This is a genomic window from Adlercreutzia sp., assembly GCF_056795635.1.
This window is the reverse complement of the sequence record NZ_JBQIIT010000022.1, coordinates 1-19198: the sequence shown is the minus strand read 5'-3', so window position 1 is coordinate 19198 and position 19198 is coordinate 1. Positions and strand designations below refer to the sequence as shown.

General features: G+C 62.5%; 16 protein-coding genes. 4 read left to right on the top strand and 12 right to left on the bottom strand.

The window, feature by feature from the left end:
- Positions 1-11: 11 nt before the first annotated feature.
- The 10 genes from ACTOXK_RS10355 to ACTOXK_RS10310 all read right to left on the bottom strand — a co-directional run bounded on the left by ACTOXK_RS10355 (position 12) and on the right by ACTOXK_RS10310 (position 10680).
- Positions 12-443: a DUF4405 domain-containing protein gene (locus ACTOXK_RS10355; RefSeq protein WP_482276752.1), complete on the bottom strand. Its 432-nt coding sequence runs from the start codon at positions 441-443 to the stop codon at positions 12-14.
- Positions 440-802, bottom strand: a complete 363-nt coding sequence (locus ACTOXK_RS10350; RefSeq protein ID WP_016310661.1) for a hypothetical protein — start codon at positions 800-802, stop codon at positions 440-442. The genes ACTOXK_RS10355 and ACTOXK_RS10350 overlap by 4 nt, the downstream gene beginning before the upstream one ends.
- 110 nt (positions 803-912) lie before the next feature.
- On the bottom strand, positions 913-2181 hold the full coding sequence (nrfD, locus tag ACTOXK_RS10345) for an NrfD/PsrC family molybdoenzyme membrane anchor subunit (protein ID WP_482276753.1): 1269 nt from the start codon (positions 2179-2181) through the stop codon (positions 913-915).
- A gap of 18 nt (positions 2182-2199) precedes the next feature.
- Entirely contained in the window at positions 2200-2829 is a 630-nt protein-coding gene (locus ACTOXK_RS10340; protein ID WP_151430939.1) for a 4Fe-4S dicluster domain-containing protein, read from the bottom strand.
- 2 nt (positions 2830-2831) lie between these two features.
- The gene (locus ACTOXK_RS10335; protein WP_151430937.1) at positions 2832-5369 is read right to left on the bottom strand and encodes a molybdopterin-containing oxidoreductase family protein; all 2538 of its coding nucleotides are present in this window, start codon (positions 5367-5369) and stop codon (positions 2832-2834) included.
- A gap of 910 nt (positions 5370-6279) precedes the next feature.
- Positions 6280-6678, bottom strand: a complete 399-nt coding sequence (locus ACTOXK_RS10330; protein WP_160324494.1) for a GntR family transcriptional regulator — start codon at positions 6676-6678, stop codon at positions 6280-6282.
- Positions 6679-6714: 36 nt separating this feature from the next.
- Positions 6715-7659, bottom strand: coding sequence for a slipin family protein (locus ACTOXK_RS10325; RefSeq protein ID WP_160324493.1), 945 nt, complete (start codon positions 7657-7659; stop codon positions 6715-6717).
- A gap of 86 nt (positions 7660-7745) precedes the next feature.
- Positions 7746-8717, bottom strand: a complete 972-nt coding sequence (nrfD, locus tag ACTOXK_RS10320; RefSeq protein WP_160324492.1) for an NrfD/PsrC family molybdoenzyme membrane anchor subunit — start codon at positions 8715-8717, stop codon at positions 7746-7748.
- Positions 8718-8958: 241 nt separating this feature from the next.
- Positions 8959-9618, bottom strand: coding sequence for a carbonic anhydrase (locus tag ACTOXK_RS10315; RefSeq protein WP_160324491.1), 660 nt, complete (start codon positions 9616-9618; stop codon positions 8959-8961).
- 174 nt (positions 9619-9792) lie between these two features.
- The gene (locus ACTOXK_RS10310) at positions 9793-10680 is read right to left on the bottom strand and encodes a LysR family transcriptional regulator (protein WP_236650627.1); all 888 of its coding nucleotides are present in this window, start codon (positions 10678-10680) and stop codon (positions 9793-9795) included.
- A 201-nt stretch (positions 10681-10881) separates the two neighbouring features.
- Between ACTOXK_RS10310 and ACTOXK_RS10305 the strand changes: the two genes are divergently transcribed.
- Positions 10882-12489 (top strand): FAD-dependent oxidoreductase, encoded by a 1608-nt coding sequence (locus ACTOXK_RS10305; protein ID WP_160324501.1) that lies wholly within the window; start codon positions 10882-10884, stop codon positions 12487-12489.
- Positions 12490-12717: 228 nt separating this feature from the next.
- Here ACTOXK_RS10305 and ACTOXK_RS10300 read toward each other — a convergent pair whose 3' ends face one another.
- A complete protein-coding gene (locus tag ACTOXK_RS10300) occupies positions 12718-12915 on the bottom strand; it encodes a response regulator transcription factor (protein ID WP_236650637.1) in 198 nt (65 codons plus the stop codon).
- 238 nt (positions 12916-13153) lie between these two features.
- Entirely contained in the window at positions 13154-14404 is a 1251-nt protein-coding gene (locus ACTOXK_RS10295) for a LuxR family transcriptional regulator (RefSeq protein ID WP_160324488.1), read from the bottom strand.
- A 227-nt stretch (positions 14405-14631) separates the two neighbouring features.
- Between ACTOXK_RS10295 and ACTOXK_RS10290 the strand changes: the two genes are divergently transcribed.
- The 3 genes from ACTOXK_RS10290 to ACTOXK_RS10280 all read left to right on the top strand — a co-directional run.
- Positions 14632-16380, top strand: coding sequence for an FAD-dependent oxidoreductase (locus tag ACTOXK_RS10290; protein WP_482276754.1), 1749 nt, complete (start codon positions 14632-14634; stop codon positions 16378-16380).
- Between the two features lie 262 nt (positions 16381-16642).
- Positions 16643-18013: an ATP-binding protein gene (locus ACTOXK_RS10285; protein ID WP_160324486.1), complete on the top strand. Its 1371-nt coding sequence runs from the start codon at positions 16643-16645 to the stop codon at positions 18011-18013.
- A gap of 210 nt (positions 18014-18223) precedes the next feature.
- Positions 18224-19198 (top strand): DUF711 family protein (locus ACTOXK_RS10280; protein WP_482279924.1); only part of this gene is annotated, 975 nt, incomplete at its 3' end.

Sequence of the window (19198 nt, the reverse complement as noted above, 5' to 3'; positions counted from 1 at the left end):
GAGCCAGCCCCCTAATCCCCCTCCCCTGCGCGGGCGCGCTGGACAAGGCGGCGCAGCGTGCCGATGTTGAGCGCCCCGTGCACCACCAGAAGGGCGAGGAGCACCTTGGCGGAGGCGGCGTGCAGCGGCCCCCAGAAGTAGTACCCCTCGGCATACAGGCCGAGCGCCGGCAGCACCGCGCCCGACTCCATGAGGCCCGAGAGCACCGCAACCACCACGGCGACCACGAGCGCTGCATCCAGCAGGACGCGACCCATGGCGCGCAGGGATCGGCGGCCGGACAGGAGGCGCCCGACGAAATCGATGTGCTGGGCGCTGTGGACGAGCAGGGCGAGCCCCACGCCGAGTCCCAGCCACTCGTGCAGCCCGATCCCCGTCAGCGCCGGCAACGACACCACGAGGTACAGGGCCAGCGCCAGGGCATCCACAATGAGCATTCTCATGACCTGCCCACCTTTCCCACGATGCCGATAAGCGCCACCACAAGGGCCACCGGCATGAGAATCCACAGGTTCAGACTCGCATCCGATGCCTGGTGATAGCGCGACGAGAGCGACTCCCAGCCATGGCATTCCACCGATGCGCACGAGGCCTCCGGACAGGTCATCTCGTGCACGCCGTCGGGCTCGGGCACATCGTCGAAGCCGTGGCACGCCCCCGAGGCGCACCCTGCCACGGGACAGGGCGACTCGGCTGTGACGGGCCGCACGCTCAGCGCATCGGGCCTCGCGAGAGCCACTGCGCCGACGACGCATGCGCCTGCCAGCAGAAACACCGCCACCGTCGCAACGATCTTCCTCATAGGGCTCCTTCCTCCCTTGAAAGAAAAGGGCCGCCCGCCCCATGGCAGACGGCCCGCATACCGGAGATACGGGCCGAATCCGGTGAATCCGGTCCGTAGCCGAGAGGGCGTTACTTCTCGGCGGGTCGCAGGGGAAGGAACTTCAGGCCCAGGAAGAAGATGAGGAACCCGAGGGCCACCACCCCCAGCGTCACGCCGAACTCCAGCGGCGTGGGCCAATAGACGAGGTTCGCGTAGGCATCCGCGAGCGTGCCGTCGGCATAGGTGACGCTCATGGAGTTCATCGCGAAGGGCAGATCGAGGTTGGTGATCTGGAAGCCGCCCACCAGCAGCTGCACGCGCTTGCAGAAGATGCCCGCGATGGCCAGCAAGGAGGCCGCCACCAAAAGCCCGTTGCGGCGCAGGGCCGGGGTCAGGCAGATAACGGCGCACGCGGCGCACCCGATGATCTCGAACCAGAAGTAGGGAGCCAGGGGGCCTTGGGTCAGCAGGGCCACCACTTCAGCGCCGGCACCGCCCGGGAAACCCTCGGTGAGCAGATCACAGCCGAAGAAGTACAGGTCCACCAGCACGAAGGCGCCGAGGAGCTTGGCCAGGCGCACCACGTTGCCCTGCTCCACCTCCAGGTAGCCCGCACGGCGCAGCCCGATGACCACGGCCATCACGAGCGCTGTGCCGCACACCAGGGCCGAGGACACGAACCAGGGGGCCAGAAGGGCGGTGTGCCACATCTCATGCCTCTGCTGCAGGCCGAAGATCCAGGCGGTCACCGAGTGCACGAGCACGGCAGTGACGAGCGCGATCACCGAGACGATGCGCAGCGCCACGGCGCTGACCTTGCCGCGCTCGGCCTGGATCTGCGCCCACAGGTACACGCACGACAGGATGAGGTAGGTGGCCAAAACGATGATGTCCCACATGAGCGGGCTGCCCAGATTGGAGTACACGAACAGCTCCCACACGCGGAAGGGCTGGCCCATATCCACTACCACGAGACCGATGGCGACCACCGTGCAGGCGATGGACGAGAACACGGCCACCTTCGAGATGCCGCCGAAGCCGCGGATGCCGAGGGCCTTGGGCACCGACGAGATGATCAGGCCGCCGGCCGACAGGCCTACGAAGAACATGAATCCCGTGATGTAGAGGCCCCAGCTGTCGAGGTTGCGCATGGCGGTCTGCACCATGCCGCCGGTCAGCTGCATAAACCACAGCGCCAGCCCGGCCAGCACCGCCACGGCGCTCACGCCGATGGCCACGTTCAACGCCGGGCTCTTCACCGCAGCCGTCGAGCGCTCGGCAGCATGATCCCGCCCACGGGGCGCCGAGAAATCGAGGTCGTCGTTGGCGAGGGCACCGCCCTGCATATACTCAGACATAGTTCAACTCCTTTCCCATTACTGGAGGAAGTACACGGACGGTTCCGTCTCGCGATCCTCCAAAAGACGCATGGCCGGCCGCTCCCTCAGTTTGCGCGACACCTCGGAGTCGGGGTCGCTCGCGTCGCCGAAGATACGAGCCCGGGCCGAGCACACCTCGACGCACGCCGGCGCCAGGCCCTTCGCCAGCCGGTGCCAGCAGAAGGTGCACTTCTCCACCACGTGCTTCTGGTGGGGCGCCACATCCTGATCGCCCACGGGGAAGTCGAGATGGTAGGCCGGCTCCTCCCAATTGAAGGAGCGCACGCCGTTATAGGGGCAGGCTGACATGCACATGCGGCAGCCGATGCACTTGTCATAATCCTGGCGCACCACGCCGGTCTCGGGATCCTTGTAGGTGGCGCCCACGGGACACACCTTCACGCAGGCCGGGTTCTCGCAGTGCTGGCAGGCCACGGTTACGTTGTACATTTCCAGATTGGGATAGGTGCCGCTCGGGGCATCCAGATGCGGGCCGCCGACCGTCATCACGCGGTTCCACCACACATCCTTGGGCAGATTGTTCTCCACCTTACAGGCGACGGCACAGGAGTTGCAGGCGATGCACCGCTTGGTGTCCACCAGCATAACCAGTTTGCTCTCAGCCATGGCTATTCCTCATTCCAGACACGCACTTCGACGAGGTTGTCGAAATAGCTCTCGTTTACACCGACGGGATCGTATTCGCTCGTCAGAAGCTCGGACCAGCAACCCGCCTTGTGCTGGTGCTGCTGCCAGCTCTTGGGGTACACCATGCACCCCGGGCGAATGCCCTCGTTGAACACCGCCCGGGCCACGCAATGGCCGCGATCGTTGTACACCTCGACGTAATCGCCGTCGGCGATGCCGCGGGCCTCGGCATCGGCCGGGTTCATCTTGATCGTGGGCTCTGGATCCAGCTCGCGCAGGTAGCCGTTGTCCGACCACATAGAATGCACGCGGAAGCGCGGGCGCTCGGACAGCAGGATGAGCTTGTACTTGTCCCAGGTGGGGCTGCCCTCGTAAGCCTCGGTGGGATTGAAGTAGCGGGGCAGGTGCTCGCGGTCTTCATCGAACTCCTGGCCCACGTCGAACTGCACGGTGGGGTTCTCCACGTAAAACTCCATGCGGCCCGACTCGGTGCGGAACTCGGCGTTCTTCCAGGGAATCCAGGGCTTTTCCGCATACCAGTACATGTCCTCGTTCTCCTTGATGGCATCGTAGGTGATGCCGAGAGCACCCAGGGCCGGCGTATCCACCACCTGGGACATGTACTCGTCCTCGGTCAGATCGATGAGGTCCGGGTACCCCATGCCCGCCGCCAGAAGCTTCAGGATCTCGAAGTCGCTCTTGGATTCGTAGAGCGGGTCGATGGCCTTCTCGCTGTGGAGGAAGCACTGGGTGGCGGAGATGGGCACCAGCTCCTGCTGCTCGAACCAATGGGAGGCCGGCAGCACGATGTCGGCGTACTTCACCGTATCGGTGAAGGTGTAGTCGGCTACCACGTACAGATCCATGTTGCCGATGACGTCGTTGATGTACTCGTTGGTGTTCACCTGGTTGGACACGGGATTGCCAGCATACACGTACAGAGAGCGGATGGGGTAATCCTCGCCCTTCCACTTGTCGGTGCGCATGATCTCCGGCAGCGCGAGCGCCGAGATCATGGGGTACTTCGCTGCCGTCATGCCCTTCACCACGGCATTGATGCCCCAGCAGGCCTTGAAGTCACCGACACCGGTGCCGGCGCCCGGATAGCCGATCTGACCCGTGAGCGCCGCCATGGTGATGTTGGCATGGGCCGCATGCACGCCGTTGGTGTAGGAATTGGAGCCCCAGCCCAAACGATGGGTGCAGGGGCCGTCCAGGGCCAGATGGGCCAGCTCCACGATGGTCTCGGCGGGAACGTCGCAGATGTCCTGGGCCTTCTCCGGCGCGTACTCCATGATGTCCTCTACGAGCAGGTCGTAGGCCGTGCGGCAGGAAACGCCGTTGAAGTCGTAGGTACCGTTCAGCTGCGGGTCGACGGCCTCCGGCAGGCTCTTCACCGCGCCATCGGCATCGAGCACCGCCGGGTGATCGATGATTTTCTGAACGGTCTTCGCCTTTCCCACCTGGGCGCCCTTGTTCTCGCTGGAAGCGGCCGACACGGCACCTGCCTCCACCTCGATCACCTCAGGCTCCACGCCCAAATCGCTCATGCGCAGGAACTTGCCGGTATCGCTGCGCACGAGGAACGGCGCGCAGGTGGAGTCGCGCAGGAAGGGCTTGTTCACCGCGTCCTCGGTTACCATGACGTGCATCATGGACAGTGCCAGGGCGGCATCGGTGGCGGGCTTCACTGGAACCCACATGTCGGCGCGAGCGGCCAGTTGGGTCATGATGGGATCGATGACCACCAGCTTGGTGCCGGCATCCTGGGCATCGGCCACAAAATGCCAGTCGTGAATCTGGGCGTCAGTGATGTTGGCGCCCCACACGAACAGCGTCTTCGCGTTCTTGAAGTCGGAAGGGTCGTTGAGCACCCAATCGCCCAGATTGCCCACCACGCGGTTGATGCCGCGGGTGTTGGCTTGGTCGCGAGCAATCTTGATCATGCTCGCGTTGATCTTGTTGAAGAAGACGTTGTACATGGGCGAGGCCACGCCGCTGATAGCGCCCAAGTTGCCCGAACCGCGCGTGTAGGCGATGGCCTGCTCGCCGTATTCCGCTTGGATGCGCTTCCATTCGTCGGTGATTTCCTTGATGGCCTCTTCCCAGGTAATGCGCTCCCACTCGCCGGAGCCGCGCTCGCCTACGCGGCGCATGGGATACTGGATGCGGTTGGGCCCGTACACGTTGTAGACCTGGCTCAGACCCCGCAGGCAGATACGATCGACGCGGCCGTCGGGGAACGAGTTGAAGGAGCGCTTGGATGTCTTGACGATCTTACCGTCGACGACATGCAAGTTCAGCTTGCAAGTGCCGGAGCAGTTACCGCGGCACACGCCGCAGAAAATCTGCTCGCCGTCGCCCTCAGTCTGCCCCGCCTCGTAGGCCACCGCCTGGGCCACACCGCTCGTCGCAAGCAGCCCCGCGCTCCCGGCAGCGGCGGCTGCTGCCACAGCACCGGTTGATTTGAGAAAGCTTCGGCGCGTGAGCCCGCTGGCAGCACGATATGCCTCTGTCATCTTTCCTCCTCATGTAATTCGGGGGCGTGCTTCCCGTGCCGCCATCTCCTTGGCGCCGCCAGGAGCAGACTCCCCTTCCTGCGGAACCGGACCTGACACGCCCGGCCCCTTCTCCCGGAACCGAGCCTGACACGCCCAGTTCCTTCTCCATAAGAATTGGCCAAATTCCCATGGCGCCATATTATCACAATGTATTGCGACAATAAAGACATTGTCACAATTTTTTGTGACAATGAGTGAAAACGAACGACGGTGGATCCGAGAGAGCAGCATGGGCGCGGAGAACGGCGCATGCGAGGAAGAGAAGCTCGGCGATGAGGCGCGACGGTGAGAGTTGTTGGAAAGAGAACGCGCCCCAAAGCATGGCAAGGGGCGGAATGGGCCCAGGCAAGGCAGAGCGGGGAGGCGGAACGGCGCAGCGCGGGGAAGGCGGATGGACAGCCCCGCATAGGGCAGCGCGGGGAAGGCGGAGCGGAGCGGAGCGGGGAGAGACGGGCGGACGGCTCCACGTGGAGTAGAGCGGGGCAGAAGAGGGTGGAATTCTCCCCTTCCACGTCGATTGAAAGCACCAGATTCGCTATTTTTGACACAGGCTCTCTCGTTTCTGCCAAAAACAGTGTGTTTGGTGTCGTGGAACTTCGCTTGGCTTAGTTGCGACCTGGGATTTTGTCGAACACAAATGCCAAACCCACGTTTTTCGGTAGGGAAAATGACACCAAACGGCCCGTTTTTGACGGGAAACTTTCTACGCCTGCCAAAAACGGGGGGCTTGGCACCGGTGGCGGGCAGGAGCGGGTCGGCCACCAACTTTCTATGCCTGCCAAAAACGAGAGGTTGGCACCGCAGGCCACCGCGAACGCGGCCGACGTTCCCCTCTTCTTCGCAGGTCGGCCACCGAGCGTGGCCGGCCCTAGCGCATAAGGTCGCGGTGGGCCAGGCGGGCCTCTACCATGGCCACGATGTCATCATCGGCCAAGCCCGCGTTCGAGCACACACGGATCATGTCGTCGATCACGAGCTCGATGGGAGAATCCGACGCGGTGCGCGCCCCCAGGTCGTGGCGCTCGGCCACAAACGTGCCCCGGCCCTTGCGGGTGGAGATGTAGCCCTCGCGCTCCAAGTCCATGTAGGCCCGATTCACCGTGTTGTAGCTGATGTCCAGATCCACCGCCAGCGCCCGCACCGTGGGCAGACGGTCGCCGGGCCCGTAGGCACCGGAGCCGATGAGGTAGGCGATGCGGTTCTTGATCTGGATCCAGACGGGCAGGCCGGACGTATGGTCGAGGGCAAAGGTTTCGAGGGCGCTCATGGTTTCTCTTTCAGTGGGAGGTACGGCAGTATCCTATCAGACTCTGGCACTCTCGCGGCAAACCCCTTCCGCAAAACCATCGCTCACGGCCGTGGGCACGGTCACCACCGCACTGCCCGATTCCTTCACGGTCTCGTACTGCATGAGCATAGTGCGCAGCTTCAGGGCCGCTTCCGGATCACCATAGACCTGGGCCGCCTCGGTGAGCATCTCGGCCAGGTCGGCTTCGGCGCTGGCTACGGTCATGCGGGCGTTGCGCTCGCGGTCGGCCTGGGCCTCTAAGGACATGACGTTCTGCAGATCGGGAGGAATGACGATGTCGCGCACTTTTACCGAGATGATGTCCACGCCCCAGCTGGCCGCTTCCTTCTCGATGTCGGCCTTGATCTCGGTGTCCAGCTGATCGCGGCGCAAGGCCACCTCGGCCACAGTGGAGCGGCCCACGGCCTCGCGCAGGGACGTCTGGGCGAGGTACGAGATGGCCGCGTAGTAGTCTTCCACCTCCACGCAGGCCTTCTCGGCATCCCACACCACCCAGAACAGCACCGCGTCGATGTTCACGGGCACGAGGTCGGCCGTGAGCGTGCGCTCGGCGCGGAAGGGGGTGGCGATGGTGCGCTGATCCACGCGAATGGTGCCGTACTCCAGAATGGGGATAGTGCCGTAGAAGCCGGGCCCCACCACGCGGTGCAGCTTGCCGAGGCGCAGCACCACTACCTTCTCCCATCCCAGGGCGATGTGCAAAGACGAGGCCGCCACGAGCGCCGCGGCCAGCGCACCTAGAATACATGCGAGGGAAACGCGCGCCTCCAAGGCAATGCCGCAGGCGAGCACCGCCGCACCGGCAGCCAGAAATACCGCGACACTGAACACGAGCGCCCCGTTGCGCGACGATTTGCGCGGCACATAGGACGTGGCGGCAAGCATCTCGGCCTCGTTGTCGCTCCAAGGACCGCAGGCAGCCTCCCGCTCGGTGCGCATGGTCCTCTTGCTTCTCGTACTGCCGAACATCGTCTATCCCTTCCTCTCAATCCGTTCCGAAATTGCGTACTCCCCCCCCCTGCAGCTCAACCCGGCATAGCGGCAGCCAGCTGGAATGCGAGCTCGGGCGTTTGGGAAATATCGAAGGCAGCCAGCCCGACCACGCCCGCGCGCAGCGCCGCAGCGCCCATCAGGATGCAGAAGGCGATCCAAAGGCCCTTCACGCGGCCATCGCCCATCGGATAGCCCCATTCCAAGACGAAAGGAGCGGCCAGGCCGCCGAGAACCAGCACCACCCAGAACAGCACAGCTCCGTCGCCGGCGATAAGGGCCGAGGCGCCGGCCCTCATCGCCCCGTCGGCCAGCTGACCCCCGACGAACAGCGCCAGCAGCGCCGCTTCGGCGAGGATGATGACGCGATCGGCGCACCCCAGCCGTCGCAGCGCCGAGCCGAAGGGCAGGCGCGAGTCGACGAGGGACGCCGCGACGAACACCACGGCCGCACCGCACGAGAGACTCGACAGCAGGAACAGGATCGGCAAGACCCCCGTGCGGTAGGCGAGCACCGAGGGAAGCGAGCCCAAGAGCACGCCCGTGTACGCCGCCGTGACAAACCCGGTCGCAACGGCGAAGATCGCGGCCGCGAGCACCGGGGCCGGGCGCAGGCGCGCCCCCAGCCCGTTCGACGCCGCCGCGAAGAACGCAGCCGCGACGCTCGATGCCAGCAGGGCCCAGGCGCCCACCGTGACCACCGAGAAGCGCGGCGCGAGCCACAAGGCCGCCACGCGCTCGGGACGGCCGGCGTCGGCCAGCAGGCAGAGCGAGCCGGCGCCCAGCAGAATCAGGCACAGCACCCAGCCGCGCGACAGGAGCTCATGGGGAACCCGCAGGCGCCGCGCCCAGCGGGACGAGCACGCCCGCATCACTCCCGAGGCGCGCCCGCTCGGCAGTGCGCCGTAGCGGCCGATGTTGGCGCATTCCAGAACGCCCAAGACCACACACGCGCCCGCACCCGCTCCGCCGAAGAACAGGTAGGCCACGGCAAGCTCGCTGAACAACCCTCTCCCCCGCCTTCCCGCGCTCTGCGCATGGACGCGAATGTCATTGCCGCCAGTGTATCCCCTCTATCACTTTATCGCAAGCCATTACGATAATCCTCTTCCCAAACGAGAGGGCTTGCACCCAGCATGCGAAGCCGGCGGGCGCCTATGACGGGCACAGGGCGCCTTCCCCGCTTCGCGCATCGGCACGCCCCGCGACCGTCTTGGAAGTTGCGGCGATGCCGAGGGCGGCTGAGCCCTAGCCGGCCGCGCCTTCCAGGAAGTCCACGACACCGCAGTGGGTGTGGTAGACGGCGCAGCGGATTTCCAGGCCCTCCTCGGCGGCCAGGCGGGCAAGCTCGGGGCTCGCCTCCAGCTCGGCCACAGCCGCCCGGGCGTTCACCACGCTGGCCGCATAAGGGTCGCGCACGTCGCCCAAGGCCTCGGAGATGCGCTCGGTGATGGCCGCAACGTAGCCGCGCTCGCCGTCGAGGGCCGCCTTGATGGCGCCGCAGTGGGTGTGCCCTAGCACCAGCAGCAGCCGCGTGTGCAAATGCTCGCAGGCGTACACGGCGCTGGCCAGCTCCACCGGCCCCACCACGTTGCCGGCCACGCGGATGACGAACAACTCGCCTAAGCCCGTCATGAAGATGTGCTCGGGCACCACGCGCGAGTCGGCGCAGGTGATGATGCAGGCGAAGGGACGCTGCCCGTTCTCGAACAGGTCCTGGATGCGCTCAGGCGACAGATCGCGCTCGTGGTCGAGGGCCGCCACGTAGATGCGGTTGCCGTCGCGCAGCCGCCGCAACGCCTCGTGCGCCCCTACGTGGGCATCGACATCGTAGTCGTCGGCCGTATAGGCCATAGCCATCATCGCCGCGCGCTCGTCCGCCATCATTGCTTCCTCGTTCTCATTCATTGCCGTTCCCTTTTTGCTGCTGGGTCTTCTTGTCGCATTCCATCATGGCCCGAAAGGGCGCTGCAGAAAAGAATGCATCTACCAGCGGGCCGAGAAGACAGCCGACTCGCTTGCCGCCGACGCGCCCCTCGCGCGCTTCCAAAAGCCGAAGCTCCGACGCGATAAGGCGGCTCGTCAGCAGAAGACGGCCAGACTGGACAGATGCGCCAGAAACGCCTCGTCCCACAGGCTCAACGAGCGATCGCACCGGTAGGCAATGGAAAATCCCCAGGAAGCGTCTTCAATGGGCACGCCCACAAAACCCTCGTGAGGAAAGGAGCCCACATGGGAGCGCACGGTTATAGCGAGCGCCCTGCGCTCAAGAGCTCGCTCAAGGACCTCGATCATCTGATCGGCATAAAAGATGCGGCAATCCGGCGCCTCGGTGCGAAGACGCTCCACAACGGGCGCAAGAGATACATACTCATCGGGAGAGAGGCAGGCCACCTCGCACCCTGCCGCATCGGCCAGGCGCGCCGTCTTTCGCTGAGCCAAGGCGTGCGCGGCGTCGACCCAGAAGAACATCGAGTCTCGATGCAGAGGAACACTGGCAATGCGCTCATTTTGGATAGGGTCATTCAACAGCGCGAAGTCACACGCCTTCTCTAAAAGCATAGCCTCGCAATCGCCATCGAGCACCGCCCGCAATATCTCCACCGAGGCCCCGAAGGCGTTCTCTTCATCGAAGGCGCAGATATCCTCCCGCGTGATCACGTTGAATAGTCCCGTCGAAGCAGCGAGCGTCACCGAACGCTCCTCGCGGCGGCGTAACAACTCGATCTCCTCGCTCATGGCTTTCTGACGATCGAGAAACGCACGGCTGAAGGCGCAGAAGACCTCTCCGTACTCTGTTAGCCGCACCCCCTTGTGATCCGCTTCGAACAGGGGCACGTTAAGCGAGCGCTCCAAGCGTTCGATAGCGCTTGCGAGCCCCTGCTTGGTGATGAATAGCTCTCGAGCCGCACGCGCATAACTACCCGTATCGGCAAGTTTCGCCACATAGGCGAACACCCTCGTATCCATACAGCCCCCACCCCTTCATTGCAGACCATTCAAGCATAGACCCTCGGACCGCAGCCACGCAAGTACGCACCTTGTTGAAAGAGGGCAACAATTCGCTGATTTCCGAATCCCTCGTTTCCACGCCACAATAGCGCCACCAGTAAACCGCAGACGACTCGGAGCCCCACGCACCGAGCGCCTCATAGCCTACGGAGGAGGACCATGAGTATCTCTCGTCGAAACTTCTTGAAGCTCGGTGCCGCCGGAACCGCCGCGGCCGGCCTGGCCGGGCTAGCCGGCTGCGCCCCGAGCGCCCCCGCGCCTTCCAGCGAATTGCCGGCCACCGGCACCGACGACTGGCTCGGAACCGCTCCGGCCCTCTCGCCCGACGATTGCACCCAAACCATCGAGTGCGAGGTGCTCGTCGTGGGGTCGGCGCTGGCCGGCTCCATGGCCGCCTATGGAGCAATGCGCAACGGAGCCGCCGTCACGGTCATCGAGCGCAACGCATCGCCCCACATCGGCGGCATGACCATTTCCTTCCTCAATGCGCAAACCCAGCTGGAGGCGGGCCTGCCGAAGTACGATCCCGTGGAGACGGCAAACGCCATGTTCAACCTCACTCAGTACCGTTCCGACATGCGCCTGAATGCCTTGTGGTGCGAGCGCTCCGGCGAGGTGCTGGACAATCTGCGGACCGACTTCCTAGAGCCCTATCAGCAGTACTACGCGCCCATCAGCCTCGAGGGCATCTTCCCCGATCCCAGTCAGGAGATTACGTCCTACATCAGCACCGGCGTAGCCTTCTCGGAAACGGATATCCTCACCGATTTCACCCACAACATCCATCAGTTCCTGGAAGACAAAGGCGTGGAAACCTACTACCGCACCAAAGCCGAAGTGCTCGTGCAGGATGAGTCCGGTCGCGTCACCGGCGTTGTGGCCACTAACGAGAACGGCGAGCCCGTCTATTTCAAGGCCGCCAAGGGTGTCATCATGTGCACTGGTTCCTTCGGCGGCAACGAGGCCATGATGCGCCGTTTCTATCCCGAGCACTTCGCCGAGTGGGCGCTGGCCAACAACGCCTATGAGGCCTACATGGGGGAGGATCCGGTGACCGATACCGAGATGGATGACGGACTGGGCCATCGCATGCTGTGCTGGGCCGGCGCCGAGATGGAAGAGATCTGCTCCTGGGCCTCCTGGCAGACCACCGGCTGGCGCTCGTTCCCCTACCTGTTGGTAAACTCCAAAGGAGAGCGCTTCATGAACGAGTGCACCTCGCTCCTCACTTCAGCCCACATCGTCGCCGACCAGCCGGGCCACGACGGCGTCATATGGCAGATCATCCCCACCAACGACTTCGAGATGCCCTCGTCTTTCGGCTACGACCGCGCGATGGCCGCCGAGATGTTCAAGATCGAGGAAAACGAGCACTACGAGGCAGATTCCATCGCCGAGCTGGCCGAGATGATCGGGCTCGACCCCGACACGCTCACCGCCACCGTCGAGCGCTACAACGAGCTGTGCAGCGCGGGCGCCGATACCGACTATATGAAGGCGGCCCGCTATCTGGACCCCATCGACGACGGCCCCTTCCAGGCGTGGAAGATGCAGTACCTGTTCTATTGCACCCTCTCCGGCGTACGCTGCAACGACAAGCTGCAGGTGCTCGATGCCAACCACGACCCCATCCCCGGCCTGTACGCTGGCGGCAACACCGTGGGCTATCGCTTCGGCGCCAGCTACGAATCGCTGCTCCACGGCGGCTCCAACGGCCTAGCCGCCACCCACGCCTATCTTGCCGGCGAAAGCGCCGCACTCGCCTAAGGGCGCCTCAGGCCCTCACGGGCATCGCGCGCCTTGCCACCGCGAGCCTCGAACCCTTCGCGCCTCCCCCGCTGCGGCCCCTCTCCCCGAGGGGCCGCTTCGCATTCGCGGCTCCTTCACTTTGCCATTTCCGTCGCACATCGGCGATTTCAAATTGCTATTTTCGTCGCAAGCACCTTTGCGCCCCTTGCCTCCCAAGGTGCCGTCTGCGTCCGGCGGGCGGCGAACTTACTGGATCTCTTCCAACCTTTTCATAAGCTCAGCACGACTATGCACCCCGCACTTTTCGTAAATATGGCGGAGGTGGGTCTTCACCGTCGCCGGAGAAATGACAAGCCGCTCCTGAATGTACTTCGCCCCGCGGCCCGTTACCCACAGCGCAAACACCTCCCGCTCCCGAGGGGAAAGATGGCAGCGGCGCGCCAAGGCATCGATACGTTGACGCAAATCATCGGGGCGGCCACTAACGATACCGCAGAAGATTCATCATACGCAAAAGGCGACCCGACAGAGGCCTCTGCCACGGCAGAAGGCTCGGGTTTGTGCTCTGGGCCGCTCGCTCTTCCTCCAGCAACCGAAGCAGTCTCGAAACTGGCCGTCCTCTCGCTCTCCTTAGTCAACGCAGCCGCGACCCATTCAGAATTTCCCGACCTCGCCCTCTCCGTCAAGGCATCCGGAACCAATTCGAAGCCCTCCGATGGGCCTCCTCCTCGCAGGGGCCGTTCGTCGCAGAACCTTCAAACGTGAAAGTCGTATCGTGATCCTTGAACATAAAGCCCGCTGACACCACAAGCGCGCACACTGCTATCGCTGCAAATCCGATTACGTTTTCCGCCAAGAAAAACGCCGTCACCTCACCCGCAATAATGCCGAAATGCACCGCAAATCGCCCCGCCGCAAACACGGGCAACGCCGAAACATGAGCCGCACGCGCCGTTTCAACCAGAAACGCCCAAGTCAAAATTTCAAAGAGCACCGAAGAGAGCGACGCTGCGAAAAAAGCAATGTCCTCCTGCCCCTGCTCTAGAAGCATGAGCAGCATGAATGCCAGAGTCCATATGGTAATGGTCATACGATACAGCACGCCCAAATTCAATGCGGTACGTGAAGCGATAACGCTGTATACGCAGAAGACGATCACCGCCAGCAGCATAGGCAGCACCATCAGAGCCCCATTGGCAAAAACACCCGCAGCCATATCGCCGAGACACACACGGAGACCCCCATAGGAAAACAGCGCCGCCGCCAATCCCGCAAACACATGCCAGGGCAAAACAGCGCCCACAGATGGCCGTCCCTCCCCCTCTGAAACCAGAAAGGTTCGCAACATATTGTGTGAGGCACGAGTATCGCTCCCACAAAAATCTCGTTGCACACTGCCGATGACGGTAAGGGCCGAAGCGAGGGGCATAATCGACACCATCACCGACCCTCCTACTTGCCCCGCCCATTCGGCCAATCCATAGAGAAGGGCGGCCTCCGCAAAAGAAAGCGACGTGAACAGCACCATAAGCCGAGGCTCAAGCCTACGATACACAGCGCCCCACGCAAGCACTACTGGCGAGCAGCCAAGACCCGTCATAAAGGCCCCCAGCTCACCGCACCCCACGCTGGAAGCAAGCGGAGGCCAAGAGAACAGAAGCGTTCCAACTGCTCCCACCATCCCCGCCACAACGAGCAGAAGCACAGCACGACGAAACGACCACTGGACAAGCCAGCGGAATCCCGCAATCACGCCAAGAAACACTGCCATGGCCGATACCGCGGAAAGCACATGCATAACTGAGAGCTCGCGCCCGTCGATGCCCATCACTCTCGATGAGTTGAACGAGATGAACACCCAAGCATAATACAGCCCCAGCCCTGCATACCCACTGAAGAAATCGCGGCCTACGGCCACCGCGCGAGCTCCCATAACCCTCCCTGGTCTTTGAATCGCCATCGCTGTTGCCCTTATTATAGGGGACGATGTGCAGAGCACATCCTCAATCAATCAACCCGTATCAACCTTTTTGGTTGATTCCAGCAAGCAACCAGGCCGCCATGGCGCAAATCAACCTTTTGAGGCGGTGTCAGCACGCCGCCCCCGACATATCGTACCCCTCGTCAATGAAGTACAAAGTTGGACACAAGGAGGGAATGATGACCGCTTCGCACACCGACCTTTCCCGTCGCACGTTCTTGGGACTGGGAGCCACCGCCGCATTGGGCGCCGCCGCAGCCGTCGGCCTTGCCGGCTGTGCTCCTCAGACAAGCACCCCAACAGCCGTCACGGGAGAAACAGCCAGTGCAACCCCGAGCTTCCTTGAGGCTCCCGAACCCATCGCCAACGACGCCATTGCCGAGACCATCGAGGCCGATATCGTCATCGTAGGTGCCGGCCTCTCGGGTATCTGCGCCGCACGCGCCGCTGTCGAAAACGGCGCAAAGAGCATCGTGGTAGTGGAGAAGGGCGACACCTGGCAATACCGCTCTAATCAGATTGGCTGCATCGGAGGCAAAATCCAAGAAGGCCTGGGAATCAAAATCGACAAGAATGCCGTGGTAGGCCAGATCATGAAGGAATGCGGCTATCGCCCCAACCAGCGCATCCTGAACCTGTGGGCCGACTACTCGGGAGAGGCGTTTGACTGGTATCTGGCACCGAGCGAAGGGCAATACGTCATCGAGGCCGAAAGCGACCCCTACGACGGCACCTCTATGAGCGTGCGTAAGATGCACTGGCCGCATCCAGCCGAAGCCAATGTAGCCGAGAACTTCTATCCCATCTTCGATGACTGCCAGATCTGCCTGCCCGACAATGGACCCTACATCGAGAACATGGTTAAAGTCTGCGAGGATGCCGGAGTCCAGTTCCTCTATGCCACCTTCGCACGCCAACTGGTGCGCCCGAACAACGCCGGTCGCGTAGAGGGCGTCATCGTGGAGGACACCCATGGCACCCTCAAGCGCATCAACGCCGCCAAAGCAGTACTTCTGGCGACGGGAGACTACGCTTCAAATGCAGAGATGATGAGCTACTACGTGCCCTGGGCCGAGCGATTCACGAGCATCTTCCCTAACACCGATGCCCTTGGCGAGAAAACAAACACCGGCGATGGACACCAGATGGGCATGTGGGTCGGCGCGAAGATGGAAGACGGCCCCCACGCTCCTATGACCCATCACCTGGGCGGCCCCCTTGGCATGGACGGCTTTTTGCTCGTAGATGTCTTTGGCGCGCGCTTTATGAACGAAGACGTGGGAGGACAGCCCTTCCAGAACCAACTGTCACGCCTGCCGAAGAAAACTGCCTGGCAGATTTTCGACGCCCGCTGGAAAGACCAACTCAAACACATGGACACCGGTCATGGCAATGTGAACTGGTTCGTGGAATCTGCATCCGATGTGCCGAACGGCTCCTACGGCAAGAATGCCTACATCGCCCTTGAAGACAACGAAGACGGCAACACTCCCGGCTTCAACAGCTACTTTGAGGGAGAGCAGGCGCAAGGCAAAACGGCGAACTCCATCGCCGAGCTCGCGGCTACCATGGGTGTGGACGAAGCTACTCTCACCGCCACTATCGAGCGCTACAACGAACTCGCTCGCGCTGGTAGTGACAACGACTTCGGCAAGCGCGCCGACCGCATGTTCCCCATTGAGGAGAGCCCCTTCTACGCCTACCCCCTTACCGATACGGTGATCCTTGTCAACATGGGCGGCCTACAGACCGATACCGGCTTCCGTGTACTCGACACTGAAGACGAGGTGATCGAGGGACTCTACACCGTGGGCAACACTCAGGGCGGTCGATTCCTCGTAGACTACCCGCTGCCCGCCCCCGGCATCAGCCACGGCATGGCCATTACCCACGGCATGCTCGTGGGCCGCATTCTCGCCACACTGTAAACCTCTCTCGTTTCACAACGGACAGCGCACCTTCCCCTTGCGCTTTCCCTACCCTCCCCTGAGAGCGTCCGCACCTGTGCGGGCGCTCTTCTTGTGGTCGAAGCAGATCGACTACCTCATCCAATCCTCTTGTTTCGTCTCAAAATGACGTTTTCACTTTTCCATTTTCGTCGCAAATTGCTAATTTCAAATTGCAATTTTCGTCGCAACATGGTAGTTTTACGGGAAACTTATCACAATCATTTCTTAAGGAGAAGCTACCATGTTAAAGCGCGCTGCCTACGAACGCCTTATGCGTTGGAAAAGAGAGCCGCATCATCTCGCGCTTCTTGTTGACGGCGCGCGGCAAGTGGGCAAAACGTATCTCGTGCGCGAGTTCGGTCGAAACAACTACGGCACCTTCGTCGAAATCAACTTTGCAAACACTCCCGAGGCAAAAGATATCTTCAAGGGGAGCCTCAACGCCAAAACACTCATTCCCCTCCTCTCATCGTTCACGGAAACGGAATTTGTTCCAGGCGACACTCTCATCTTCTTCGACGAGATACAGGAATGCCCCCAGGCACGTACCGCCATAAAATTCCTGGTGGAAGACGGGCGCTTCGACTACATTGAATCGGGTTCACTTCTTGGCGTCACCTACGAGAGCGTTCCCTCCCTGCCCGTTGGTTACGAAAGCGAGTTACGGCTCTACCCGCTCTCATTCGAAGAGTTCTGCCAGGCGCTCGGCGAAAACAGCATTGCACTCGAAACGGCTCGCGATTGTTTTCAACAGGAGTCAGCGCTGCCCGAAGTCATTCACAACAAACTCATGGAGCTGTTTCGCTATTACCTGGTAGTGGGCGGCATGCCCGCCGCCGTAGCGAAATTCGTTGAAACGCGCGACATGGCCCAGGTGCATCGCGTTCAAAGCGATATCTTGAGGCTCTACCGGGCCGACATTTCCAAGTACGCACGCAACAAGGCGCACGTCAAGGCCATCTTCGACGCCATTCCTGCCGAGCTCAGCAAAAAGAACAAGCGCTTTAAGCTTTCCGATCTCGCGAAATCGGCACGCACCGAACGCTACGAGAGCGACTTCATTTGGCTCGCCGATGCCGGAGTAGCACTACCCTGCTTCAATGTGACCGAGCTCGTGGCGCCGTTGCTTCTCAACAGACAGCACAGCGTCTTCAAGCTCTTCCTTTGCGACACGGGGCTTCTCATGGCCATGCTGGGCCCAAGCGTGCAATTCAAGGTGCTGCAAGGCAAGCTCGACATCAACTGGGGCGCCATACTGGAGAATGCCTTCGCCCAAATTCTCACCGCCAACGGGTTCGATACCCTGTACTACGAAAAGGCCAAACACGGCGAGATTGACTTCGTGGTACAGAAGGACGAAAAAATCATCCCCATCGAGGCAAAGTCGGGCCGTATCTTCCGCGCCCATGCCTCGCTGGACAACGTTATGAAGGTGAAAAGCTGGGGGCTTGATTTCGCCTACGTGTTCTGCCGCGAGAACACCGCCGTGGAAGCAAGCATCCCCGAGGGGCGCGATATCGAGTGCACCATCGCCTATATGCCCTGGTATATGATTTCGTTTTTGAAGCCCGATGAGTTCCCCGAATCACTGATAGTGGAGTTGCCGGAATAAAGCCAGGAAACCCCTCCGGCAACTTCGCACTCCCTGCCACCCCGCTTAGGGGGTGCACCCGTCGCAAGCGCCTTTGCGCCCCTTGCCTCCCAAGGTGCCGTCTGCGTCCGGCGGGCGGCGGGGGCGCTTCCGATTTGCTAGACTGTGCAGAGGCAATTCGCGCCGAGGCGCCTCCCCGCGCACTGGCGCTCTACCGCAAAGGAGCTTTCCATGCAGATTACCCCCGCAGAGGTCGCCGAAACTTTAGCCATGGTGTCCAAGCAGAACCTGGACATTCGCACTATTACGCTGGGCATCAACCTGCGTGGCTGCGTCGATGCCGACGTCAACAAGCTGGCCGACAAGGTGTACGACCGCATGACCTCGGCCGCCGAGCATTTGGTTCCCACCGCCGAACAGCTTGAGCGCGAGTTCGGCATCCCCATCGTGAACAAGCGCATCTCGGTCACGCCCATCGCGGAAATCTGCGCGGCCGTGACCGCCGACGACCTTTCCCCCATCGCCCGCGCCATGGACCGCGCCGGCGCCGAGGTGGGCGTCGATTTCGTGGGCGGCTTCTCGGCACTCGTGCACAAGGGGGCCACCAAGGCCGACCACAAGCTGATGAACTCAATTCCGCGCGCGCTCGCCGAAACCGAGCGCGTGTGCGCCAGCGTGAATGTGGGCAGCACGCGCGCCGGCATCAACATGGACGCCGCCTTTAAGATGGCCGGCATCATCAAGCAGGCCGCCGAGCTGACCGCCGATAAGCAGTGCATAGGCGCCGGCAAGCTCGTGGTGTTCTGCAACGCCGTGGAGGACAACCCCTTCATGGCCGGCGCCTTCCACGGATCCGGCGAGACCGACGAGGTGGTGAACGTGGGCGTGTCGGGCCCCGGCGTGGTGCGCGCGGTGCTGGCCGACCTGCCGAAGGAGGCCGACCTTACCACCGTCGCCGAGGCCATTAAGGCGACCGCGTTCAAAATCACGCGCGCCGGCGAGCTCATGGCCCGCGAGGCGAGCCGCCGCCTCGGCGTGCAGCAGGGCATTCTGGACCTGTCGCTCGCGCCCACGCCCACCGAGGGCGATTCCGTGGCCGAGATCCTGGAGGCCATCGGCGTGGGCCAGTGCGGCGGCCCCGGCACCACGGCGGCGCTGGCCATGCTCAACGACGCCGTGAAGAAGGGCGGCGTCATGGCGTCGTCT

What these genes read in the sequence shown, in the direction of transcription:
- ACTOXK_RS10355 (WP_482276752.1), bottom strand. Translation starts at nt 443, where the DNA reads ATGAGAATGCTCATTGTGGATGCCCTGGCGCTGGCCCTGTACCTCGTG.
- ACTOXK_RS10350 (WP_016310661.1), bottom strand. Translation starts at nt 802, where the DNA reads ATGAGGAAGATCGTTGCGACGGTGGCGGTGTTTCTGCTGGCAGGCGCA.
- nrfD (WP_482276753.1), bottom strand. Translation starts at nt 2,181, where the DNA reads ATGTCTGAGTATATGCAGGGCGGTGCCCTCGCCAACGACGACCTCGAT.
- ACTOXK_RS10340 (WP_151430939.1), bottom strand. Translation starts at nt 2,829, where the DNA reads ATGGCTGAGAGCAAACTGGTTATGCTGGTGGACACCAAGCGGTGCATC.
- ACTOXK_RS10335 (WP_151430937.1), bottom strand. Translation starts at nt 5,369, where the DNA reads ATGACAGAGGCATATCGTGCTGCCAGCGGGCTCACGCGCCGAAGCTTT.
- ACTOXK_RS10330 (WP_160324494.1), bottom strand. Translation starts at nt 6,678, where the DNA reads ATGAGCGCCCTCGAAACCTTTGCCCTCGACCATACGTCCGGCCTGCCC.
- ACTOXK_RS10325 (WP_160324493.1), bottom strand. Translation starts at nt 7,659, where the DNA reads ATGCGCACCGAGCGGGAGGCTGCCTGCGGTCCTTGGAGCGACAACGAG.
- ACTOXK_RS10315 (WP_160324491.1), bottom strand. Translation starts at nt 9,618, where the DNA reads ATGAATGAGAACGAGGAAGCAATGATGGCGGACGAGCGCGCGGCGATG.
- ACTOXK_RS10310 (WP_236650627.1), bottom strand. Translation starts at nt 10,680, where the DNA reads ATGGATACGAGGGTGTTCGCCTATGTGGCGAAACTTGCCGATACGGGT.
- ACTOXK_RS10305 (WP_160324501.1), top strand. Translation starts at nt 10,882, where the DNA reads ATGAGTATCTCTCGTCGAAACTTCTTGAAGCTCGGTGCCGCCGGAACC.
- ACTOXK_RS10295 (WP_160324488.1), bottom strand. Translation starts at nt 14,404, where the DNA reads ATGGGAGCTCGCGCGGTGGCCGTAGGCCGCGATTTCTTCAGTGGGTAT.
- ACTOXK_RS10290 (WP_482276754.1), top strand. Translation starts at nt 14,632, where the DNA reads ATGACCGCTTCGCACACCGACCTTTCCCGTCGCACGTTCTTGGGACTG.
- ACTOXK_RS10285 (WP_160324486.1), top strand. Translation starts at nt 16,643, where the DNA reads ATGTTAAAGCGCGCTGCCTACGAACGCCTTATGCGTTGGAAAAGAGAG.